Consider the following 8,607-nt stretch of genomic DNA (forward strand, 5'->3'; position numbering starts at 1 on the left):
TCCATCTCCTGCTTGATGGCGAGCTGGGCGAAGCGGCTCACCTCGTCACGCAGGGCGCCGGGCTTAAGCAGCCGAGGCTCGATGGAGAAATAGTTGCGATAGTTCTGGTTGCAGAGCAGCAGCCGGCCGTGACGATCCCAGAGGACGAAGGCTTCCGATACGCTTTCGATGGCGTCGCGCAGGCGGTTTTCGGCGGCCTGGGCGCGGGCCTGGGCGATCCGTTCCTCGGTGACGTCGAGCGCCACTCCGATGATCCGGGCATAGCCGTCGCGGTCCGGTTCACCGAAGGCCTGGCCCCGGGCGTCGATCCAGATCGGCCGGCCGCCTTGCGGCGAGGGGACGCGGAAGGAGACGTCGAAGCCGCCATAGACCGCCGCGGTCGACAGGGCCTGCCGGACCCGCTCGCGATGGTCGGGGGAAACGCGGTCCAGCACTTCCTGACCGGGCACGATGCCGCCGCCGCCATAGCCGAAGATCGCGCCGGTGACGTCGGACATGTACATCTGGTCGGTGGTGAGATCCCACTCCCAGATGCCGCAGCGGGCGGCTTCCACCGCCAGGCGGAAACGCTGCTCGGAGTCGATGAAGGCCTGCTGAGCGTTCTCGACCTTTCGACTCTGCTGCAACAGCAACAGGCCCAGCAGGAAGGCCACGCACAGCGGCGCCATCAGCCAGGCGAGTTGCTCGGCGGTGGTGGCGCGCTCCGAGGGCCCTGACGGCGCCGAGGTCATGGCCAGGACGGCGCCGCCCAGCGCCTTGCGGACCGCCAGGTCCAGCTGCGCGCCGTCGGGACGCTGGGCGCGGATCAGGCCGCCCGCGGTCCTCAGCTCGGCCGGCGCCAGGGCGAAGGCTTCGTTCACGTCGCGCGACTGAGCCAGACCCTCCGGGCCGGTCGCCGCCAGGATGCGGCCCTGGGGCGTGGCTAGGGCCTGGGAGGTCGTCGTGGTCAGCAGGCCGCTCATGCGGCCCGGATCGCCGACCACGACGATCCATCGACGGCCTCGCGCTGTCAGGGTCGGAGCGGCCACGGCCAGCCTTGGACTGGCCTGGTCGGTGACCCCGGCCCAGACGTCGCGGCCCGACCGCTCGGCGGCCTGGGCGAGGGCACGCCAATCCACGTCGCCGGCAGCGCCCGCGATGGCGATGATCTCCTGATCGGACAGCACGGCCACGGCCGACGCCGAACCGCCTCCGGTGGTCAGGCCTGTCTCGGCTGCGTCGATGGGGGGCGCGGCGTTGTGGCGTTTCAGGCTCTCGCGCGCCGCCAGCAGGCCACCGCGAAGGGCCATGCCCTCGGCGTCAACGCGGGCGGCCAGCGCCTCGGCGCGCCCGGCGAGGGCGGCGTTGATCACTGTCGCGGCCTGGGGTTCGCGGGTGATGCGTGCCACAGCCAGCGCCGTGTAGACGGCCAACAGCAACAGAGTCGCGAGGATGGCGATGCGGATAAAGCTCTGGCCGGGCGGCGGACGCACCCCTGGCGTGACTTCGCTGGCCTTTCGGCGCGGCTTGGACTCAGCCGCGTCTTCGCCCCCGCGTCTGGCCAACGCCCGTCCGCTCCCTACCCACGTTTCGAGTCGCCCCCGAAGCACTGAGTCTACGCGGGCAAGCGTCGGGCGTCACGGGAGTCATACGGTCACAGACGAAGGTTTGATCGTGCGCCGCTAGGTTTTGCGCTGGCGGTCGCTACGGCGTTCCGGTCCGGTGTACTTCGGGTCGTCGCGACGGCGGCGATCGGGACCGAAATAACTGGCGCTGCGGACGAACGGTCGGCCGTGGTCGATCACCCAGACGATGCGCTTCATCAGGTCGGCCGGGGTCACCGGCTTGACGCAGAATTCGTTCACGCCGGCGTCGCGCGCGGCCATCACCCGATCGCGGTCGGCATGGCCGGTCAGCATGATGATCGGGGTGAACTGGTTCGGGCTCTCGGGGTCGTTGCGCAGCCAGCGGGCGAAGGTGACGCCCTCTTCCTCACCCATCATATAGTCCAGGATGACGATGTCGGCCGGGTTGGCCTTCATGCGTTGCTTGGCCGTCTCGATCGTCTGGGCGTCGTAGAGCTGGTCGGAGCCGAAGCCCCGCAGCATCGCCTTCACCAGATTGATGGCATGGGCGTTGTCGTCGATGATCAGGAACCGGATGCGGTTCAGTGAGACGGTCATTGGCTGGCTGTCTCCCTTCTGGTCCGGTGATTCCGACGAAGCCCCGGAATTAACGACAAGTTTCGTCGAACAGCAACCGACGGAAAGCTATGTCGACAATAAGACTCGCCTAGTCGGCGAGCGCCTTCGACGCCAGTTCATAGACGTTTTTCGACAGACCCTCGGTGGCGACTATCCTGGCGAGTTCTTGCTTCATCAGCGCGCCCAACTCTGGCTTGTAACGGCGCCAGCCGCCCAGGGGGTCGACCAGGCGCGCGGCGGTCATCGGGTTGAAGCCGTCGACCGCCAGGATCTGGTCGGCCAGGAACCGATACCCCGCGCCGCTGGGATCGTGGAACCGCGCCGGATTGAAGTTCGCGAAGCTGGAGACCAGGGCGCGCAGGCGGTTCGGGTTTTTCTCGTCGAAGGCCGGATGGGCGGTGAGGCCCAGCACGCGGCCCAGCGCGCCTTCGCTCGGATCGCGGGCCTGGAGCGCGAACCACTTGTCGATGACCAGGGGCTCGGACTTCCACTGTTCGAAGAAGTCGGCGAGGGCGGCCTCGAAAGCTTCGCCGCCGATCGACATGAGGGCCGAGAGGCCTCCCATGGCGTCGGTCATGTTGGCGGCGGCGCGATAATGGCCCTCCGCCAGCTCGGCGACATCCGAACGCGGATTGGCGGCCATCAGATCGAGGGCGGCGTTGCGCAGGGCGCGGCGTCCGGCGCTGGCGGCGTCCGGCGAAAACTCGCCCAGCTCCTGCAGGCCGATATGCAGGTGTTTCAGGTCGTCGGCCAGATGCACGGCCAGCCGCTGGCGCAGGGCCTCGCGGGCGTCATGGATCGCCGCGGGATCGGCCGGCTGCAGCGCCAAGGCGAGGTCGGACTCGCTGGGCAGGGCCAGCATCAGCGCCTTGAAGGCCGGGTCGGCGGCCTGGTCGTCCAGTCCGCGGCCCAAGGCGTGGGCGTAGCGTTCCTCGCCGACCTCGTCGGGCGCGCCGGTCGCTCGCGCCACGATCAAGGCCCGCGCCAGGTCCTGGCCGGCCTCCCAGCGATTGAACAGGTCCGGGTCGGCGGCGAGCTGGACGTAGCGGTCCTTGGGCTCGGCGTCGGTGGTGAGCGTCACGGGCGCGGAGAAGCCCCGCAACACCGAGACGATGGGCGCGGAATCCACGCCGGTCAGCGTCACCTTCGCCCGCGCGGTGTCCAGGACCACCACGGTCTCGTCGACCGCGGCGCCGTCGCGTTCGAAGGCCAGGGTGCGGCCTTCGGAATCCAGCAGACCAATCGTGATCGGCGTGGGTAGGGGCCGCTTGTCCGGCTGGCCCGGGGTGGCCGGGGTTTCCTGGGTGAGGTCCAGCTCCAGCGTGCGGGCTTCGGGGTCATAGCGATGCTTGACGTCGAGCTTGGGCGTGCCGGCCTGCTCGTACCAGGCGAAGAAGGCCGACAGGTCGCGCCCTGTGACCTCGGCGAAGCACTTGATGAATTCTTCCACCGTGGTGGCGTGGCCATCCCAGCGGTCGAAATAGAGGTCCATCCCCTCCCGGAACTTGTCCGCGCCGATCAAGGTCTTGAGCATGCGGATAACCTCCGCGCCCTTCTCGTAGATCGTGGCGGTGTAGAAGTTGTCGATCTTCAGATAGCTGGACGGCCGCACCGGATGGGCCAGCGGCCCCTGGTCCTCGGGGAACTGGCGCGCGCGCAGAGCCTTGACGTCCTTGATCCTCTGGACGGCCGCGCCGCGCATGTCGGCTGAGAAGCTCTGGTCACGGAAGACGGTCAGGCCTTCCTTAAGGCAAAGCTGGAACCAGTCGCGGCAGGTGATCCGGTCGCCCGTCCAGTTGTGGAAATACTCGTGGGCGACGACGCTCTCGATGCGCTCGTAGTCCATGTCGGTTGCAGTGGCCGGCTCCGCCAGCAGCAGCGAGGAGTTGAAGATATTCAGCCCCTTGTTCTCCATCGCCCCGAAGTTGAAGTCGCGGACGGCGACGATCATGAACAGGTCGAGGTCGTACTCCCGCCCGAACGCCTGCTCGTCCCACTTCATCGAACGCTTCAGGGCGTCCATGGCGTAGGCGGCGCGCGGCGCCATGCCGGCGTCGACGAAGATGCGCAGCTCGACCGTGCGGCCGCTCATGGTGACCAGCGTGTCCTCCAGGACGTCCAGCTCGCCCGCCACCAGGGCGAACAGGTAGGCGGGCTTGGGGAACGGGTCGTTCCAGACGGCGTAGTGGCGGCTGTTCGGCAGGACGCCCGACTCCATCAGGTTGCCGTTCGACAGCAGGTGGCGGAACGACTTGTCGGCCTCGATCCGCACCGTGAAGCGCGACAGCACGTCGGGGCGGTCGGGATACCAGGTGATCTTGCGAAAGCCCTCCGCCTCGCACTGGGTGCAGAACCGGCCACCGGACATGTAGAGGCCGTCCAGCGCCTTGTTGGCTTCCGGATCGATCTCGACCTCGGTTTCAAGCACGAAGGCGTCGGGCACATTGGCGATGGTCAGGAACTCGGCGTCGATGGTGCGCTCGCCGTCGCCTAGGGTCCGGCCATCGACCGCCACCGACACCGGCTTTAGGCGCTCGCCGTTCAGCACCAGCGGGTCGGCGTGTTCGCCGTTGCGGCGGATGCTGAGCCGGGCCTTCACGCGGGTCGTGTGAGCCGCCAGGTCGAAGTCCAGGGCGACCTCTTCGATCAGGAAGGCGGGCGGACGGTACTCGGCGAGCCGGATCGGCTGGGGGGTCTCTGTGGGCATCGGGAGAATCTAGGCGATCTGGACGCGAAGGGCGAGGCCGGGCAATCCCATTTTGAATTTCAAACAACTGTTTGAGATCCATCAAGGTCGGCGCGCCGAGCCTGCGCCATCCCACTGCGCAAGCACGGCCGCACCGTGCGCAGTAAGGGGATTTCAGATGTCGGCCAAAACCTATGCCCTCGCGCTCGGCGCCGCGTTGACGCTCGCGACCGCCGCGCAAGCCCAGGATTTCCAGCCCAAGGCGAAGGGCCACATTATCTTGAACAGTCGCGTCACCGGCGTTTCGTCCGACGCCGACGACCCTATCCGCACGGCCGTCGGCGGCGCCACGGGGCTGCATGTCGATGTCCAGCATGACGTCATGCCAACCGTGGGCATCCACTACTTCCTCACCGACAATGTGGCTGTCGAGCTGGTCCTTGGGACGACGCAGCACACGATCCGCGCGCAGGGACCGGCGACCGACGTCGTGGTTCACAAGACCTGGGTGCTGCCTCCTATCGCCACAGTGCAGTACCACTTCGCGCCCGCGGCGCGGGTGAGCCCCTATGTCGGCGCAGGCCTGAACTACATGATGTTCTACAGCGGCGACGACAAGAACGGCTTCTCGGTGAAGCTGGACGACGGTGTCGGCTATGCCTTGCAAGCCGGAATGGACGTGGCGATCCAGGGCGCCTGGAGCGCCAATCTGGACGTCAAGAAAGTGTTCTTCGAGACCGACGCCAAGATCAACGGCGGAACGCTGAAGTCCAAGGTCAAGTTGGACCCGTGGGTGGTCTCGGCGGGGGTCGGCTACAGGTTCTAACGGTCGACTAGAGGCCTCTTGCAACAAAACTGTCGCGGGGTTGTCGTATCCGTCGACGGATGACGAGACCGGTGGTCGCTGAGGGCAAGTCGTGCGGGGACTGCGGTCTCTGCTGCAAGCTTATGGGCGTCAAGGAACTGGCGAAGCCGCAGTTCGTCTGGTGCAAGCAGTTCAAGCGAGGCTGCGGGTGCCAGATCTACGTCGATCGCCCGACGACCTGCGGCGAGTTTGTCTGCTACTGGCTTCATGCGCCCAGCCTGGGCGAAGAGTGGCGGCCCGATCGCGCTGGTTTCCTGATGACCCTGGCCGAGGGGGGGCGCCGACTGGATGTCGAGGTGGAACCTTCCACCCCCGCCGCTTGGCGTCGCGAGCCCTATCTGTCGGCGATCCGGGGATGGGCCGCTCAGGGCCGGGCGAGCGGCTTGACGCTGCGCGTCTGGGTTGGCAGGCGCGGCAACGACGTGACGCCGGAGGGTGAGGTCGATCTCGGCCTGGCGCGACCGGCGTCGGCCCGCGGCGCTAGGCCGCGGTGACCGCGTCCTCGTCGTCGCGGCCTTCGGCGGCCGGAATTTCCAGCAGGTATCGTTCCAACTTCAGCACATCGTCGGCGATCTCGGCCAGTTCGGGCGGCGCGGCGCCATGGCTGTCGTCCACGACCCGGACCAGCTGGCGGGCGAGGCTCAGCAGGCGCGGCGCATTGGCGATCAACCTGGCCTGGAACTCGATCTTGTGCGGGTCGCGATCGTACTCCGCGCCCGGCACCCGCCAGCCGCCCCAGTCGTTTGGGTCGGTCACCACCACCGGATAGGTGCCGGGGAAGGGGTGGCCGCGGGTTTCCTGGTCGGTTTGCCACTTGTTGTGGGCGCGCAGCAGCCGCCAGCGCGCGCCATCCTCGGTCAGCGCCTCGCGGTCGCTGTCCTGCTCGGGCTTCAGCTCATGGGCGGCGAATTCGCGCCCCAGGCCGACGTCGTAGGTGACCTTGACCGGCTCGTCGAAGCCCTTGGCCCAGATGGGCACGATCTTCTCGATCACCGCCCAGGCGCCGACGCTCTCGACCCAGACCTTCTGGTTTCGCTGGTATATTGCCCTGGCCATGCGCGGCGTCCCTGTCAGTCCGTCTCAGCCGCCCATAAGACCCTGAAATCCTTGACGCGAGGTCAATCTTTCCAAGGTCTGCAGGGGGCGTATGTTGCCCGCCAAGCGACTTCAGATACCGCCTTGCAAGGGCGGGGATGGGCGGAAATGAACTTCGATTTCTCGGACGACCAGAAATTCCTCAAGGGCGAGGCGCGCAAGTTCCTGGCCGCCAACTGCGGGACGGACCGCGTCCGCAAGACCCTGGACGACGACGCGCGGGCCTATGACGAGGCGCTGTGGAAGGCCGTGGCGGCGCAGGGCTGGCTGGGCGCGGCGATCCCCGAGAAACACGGCGGCCTGGGCCTCGGCCATCTGGAACTCTGCGTGATCGCCGAGGAGCTGGGCCGCGTCGTGGCGCCGATCCCCTTCGCCTCCACCGTCTATTTCCTGGCCGAGGCGATCCTGTTGGCCGGCAATGATGAGCAGAAGGCCTATCTGCTGCCCAAGATCGCCGCGGGCGAGATCATCGGCGCGATGGCCACCAGCGAAGGCCCGGGCGTGGTCACCGCCGCCAACCTCCAGGCGACGGTCGAGGGCGGCAAGCTGAACGGCGTGAAGGTCCCCGTCACCGACGGCGATATCGCCGATGTCACGCTGGTGCTGGCCAAGGAAAACGGAAAGCCTGGCCTGTTCCTGGTCGACCTGACGGACCCTTCCGTCAGCCGCGACATGCTGAAAACCCTCGACCCCACCCGCGACGCGGCCAAGCTGACCTTCAAGGACACTCCGGTCCGCCGGGTCGGGAACGCCGGCGAGGGGATGGAATTGGTCGAGCAGATTTTCGACCGCGCCGCGGTGCTGCTGGCCTTCGAACAGTGCGGGGGCGCCGACCGATGCCTGGAGATGGCCAAGGAATACGCCCTGGAGCGCTATGCCTTCGGTCGCGTCATCGCCTCGTATCAGGCCATCAAGCACAAACTGGCCGACATCTATGTGAAGAACGAGCTGGCCCGCTCTAACGCCTACTACGGCGCGTGGGCGCTCAACACCAATGCGCCCGAGCTGCCGGTGGCCGCCAGCGCCGCGCGGATCGCGGCCTCGGAAGCCTTCTGGTTCGCCTCGAAGGAAAACATCCAGACCCACGGCGGCATTGGCTTCACCTGGGAGATGGACTGCCATCTTTACTACCGCCGCTCGCGTCAGCTCAGCCTCGTGGCCGGCGCGCCTCGGGTCTGGAAGGAACGGCTCGTCAGCCACCTCGAACGTCGCAACACGGCCGCCTAAGGGACATCGATCATGGACTTCAACGACACCCCCGACGAAGCCGCCTACCGCCAGCAGGTCCGCGAGTGGCTCGCCGCCAACGCCCCCAAGAGCCGCGAGGCCGGCGGCGACCCCGAAGGCGGCGACGGCATGGCCGCCTCAAAGGCCTGGCAGGCCAAGAAGGCCGCCGCCGGCTATGCCTGCATCACCTGGCCCAAGGAGTGGGGCGGGCAGGGCGGCAATCCGATCCAGAGCGTGATCTTCGCGGAGGAGGAGGCCCGGCACCCGATCCCTGGCAATCCTTTCCAGATCGGCCTGGGCATGTGCGTGCCCACCGTCATGACCTTCGCCGACGAGGAGACCAAGAAGCGGTTTGTCGGGCCCGCCATGCGCGGCGAGGAGATCTGGTGCCAGCTGTTCTCGGAACCGGCAGGCGGGTCGGACGTGGCGGCGGCGCGGACCCGCGCCGTGCGCGCCGACGACGGCTCCGGCGACTGGGTAATCGACGGGCAAAAAGTGTGGACAACGGGCGCCCAGTTCTCGAATTTCGGCATCGTCGTGGTGCGGACGAA

8 protein-coding genes are annotated in these 8,607 nt (G+C 67.4%); 4 read left to right on the top strand and 4 right to left on the bottom strand.

Annotation, left to right across the window (positions count from 1 at the left end; all coding sequences use genetic code 11):
* From RMO04_RS10880 to pepN, 3 genes are all read right to left on the bottom strand, one after another.
* A partial coding sequence (locus tag RMO04_RS10880; RefSeq protein WP_309644808.1) for a PAS domain-containing protein occupies nt 1-1,544 on the bottom strand: 1,544 nt, incomplete at its 3' end.
* Nucleotides 1,545-1,661: 117 nt separating this feature from the next.
* A complete protein-coding gene (locus RMO04_RS10885) occupies nt 1,662-2,162 on the bottom strand; it encodes a response regulator (protein ID WP_309644809.1) in 501 nt (166 codons plus the stop codon).
* A gap of 109 nt (nt 2,163-2,271) precedes the next feature.
* Entirely contained in the window at nt 2,272-4,890 is a 2,619-nt protein-coding gene (gene pepN / locus RMO04_RS10890) for an aminopeptidase N (RefSeq protein WP_309644810.1), read from the bottom strand.
* 157 nt (nt 4,891-5,047) lie between these two features.
* Between pepN and RMO04_RS10895 the strand changes: the two genes are divergently transcribed.
* On the top strand, nt 5,048-5,695 hold the full coding sequence (locus tag RMO04_RS10895) for an OmpW family outer membrane protein (protein ID WP_309644811.1): 648 nt from the start codon (nt 5,048-5,050) through the stop codon (nt 5,693-5,695).
* Nucleotides 5,696-5,754: 59 nt separating this feature from the next.
* Entirely contained in the window at nt 5,755-6,228 is a 474-nt protein-coding gene (locus RMO04_RS10900; RefSeq protein ID WP_309644812.1) for a YkgJ family cysteine cluster protein, read from the top strand.
* Here RMO04_RS10900 and RMO04_RS10905 read toward each other — a convergent pair.
* Entirely contained in the window at nt 6,215-6,790 is a 576-nt protein-coding gene (locus tag RMO04_RS10905) for a hypothetical protein (RefSeq protein ID WP_309644813.1), read from the bottom strand. The two genes, RMO04_RS10900 and RMO04_RS10905, sit on opposite strands and share 14 nt — an antisense overlap.
* A gap of 147 nt (nt 6,791-6,937) precedes the next feature.
* Between RMO04_RS10905 and RMO04_RS10910 the strand changes: the two genes are divergently transcribed.
* Together RMO04_RS10910 and RMO04_RS10915 are read left to right on the top strand one after the other, a co-directional pair.
* On the top strand, nt 6,938-8,056 hold the full coding sequence (locus tag RMO04_RS10910) for an acyl-CoA dehydrogenase family protein (RefSeq protein WP_309644814.1): 1,119 nt from the start codon (nt 6,938-6,940) through the stop codon (nt 8,054-8,056).
* Between the two features lie 12 nt (nt 8,057-8,068).
* Nucleotides 8,069-8,607 (top strand): acyl-CoA dehydrogenase family protein (locus RMO04_RS10915; protein WP_309644815.1); only part of this gene is annotated, 539 nt, incomplete at its 3' end.

Origin of the sequence: Phenylobacterium sp. (genome assembly GCF_031412415.1) — a bacterium.
Taxonomy (GTDB): domain Bacteria; phylum Pseudomonadota; class Alphaproteobacteria; order Caulobacterales; family Caulobacteraceae; genus Phenylobacterium.

Excerpts from the sequence above, each read along its gene's own strand:
- RMO04_RS10900 (WP_309644812.1), top strand. The coding sequence starts at position 5,755 with ATGACGAGACCGGTGGTCGCTGAGGGCAAGTCGTGCGGGGACTGCGGT.
- pepN (WP_309644810.1), bottom strand. The coding sequence starts at position 4,890 with ATGCCCACAGAGACCCCCCAGCCGATCCGGCTCGCCGAGTACCGTCCG.
- RMO04_RS10905 (WP_309644813.1), bottom strand. The coding sequence starts at position 6,790 with ATGGCCAGGGCAATATACCAGCGAAACCAGAAGGTCTGGGTCGAGAGC.
- RMO04_RS10910 (WP_309644814.1), top strand. The coding sequence starts at position 6,938 with ATGAACTTCGATTTCTCGGACGACCAGAAATTCCTCAAGGGCGAGGCG.
- RMO04_RS10895 (WP_309644811.1), top strand. The coding sequence starts at position 5,048 with ATGTCGGCCAAAACCTATGCCCTCGCGCTCGGCGCCGCGTTGACGCTC.
- RMO04_RS10885 (WP_309644809.1), bottom strand. The coding sequence starts at position 2,162 with ATGACCGTCTCACTGAACCGCATCCGGTTCCTGATCATCGACGACAAC.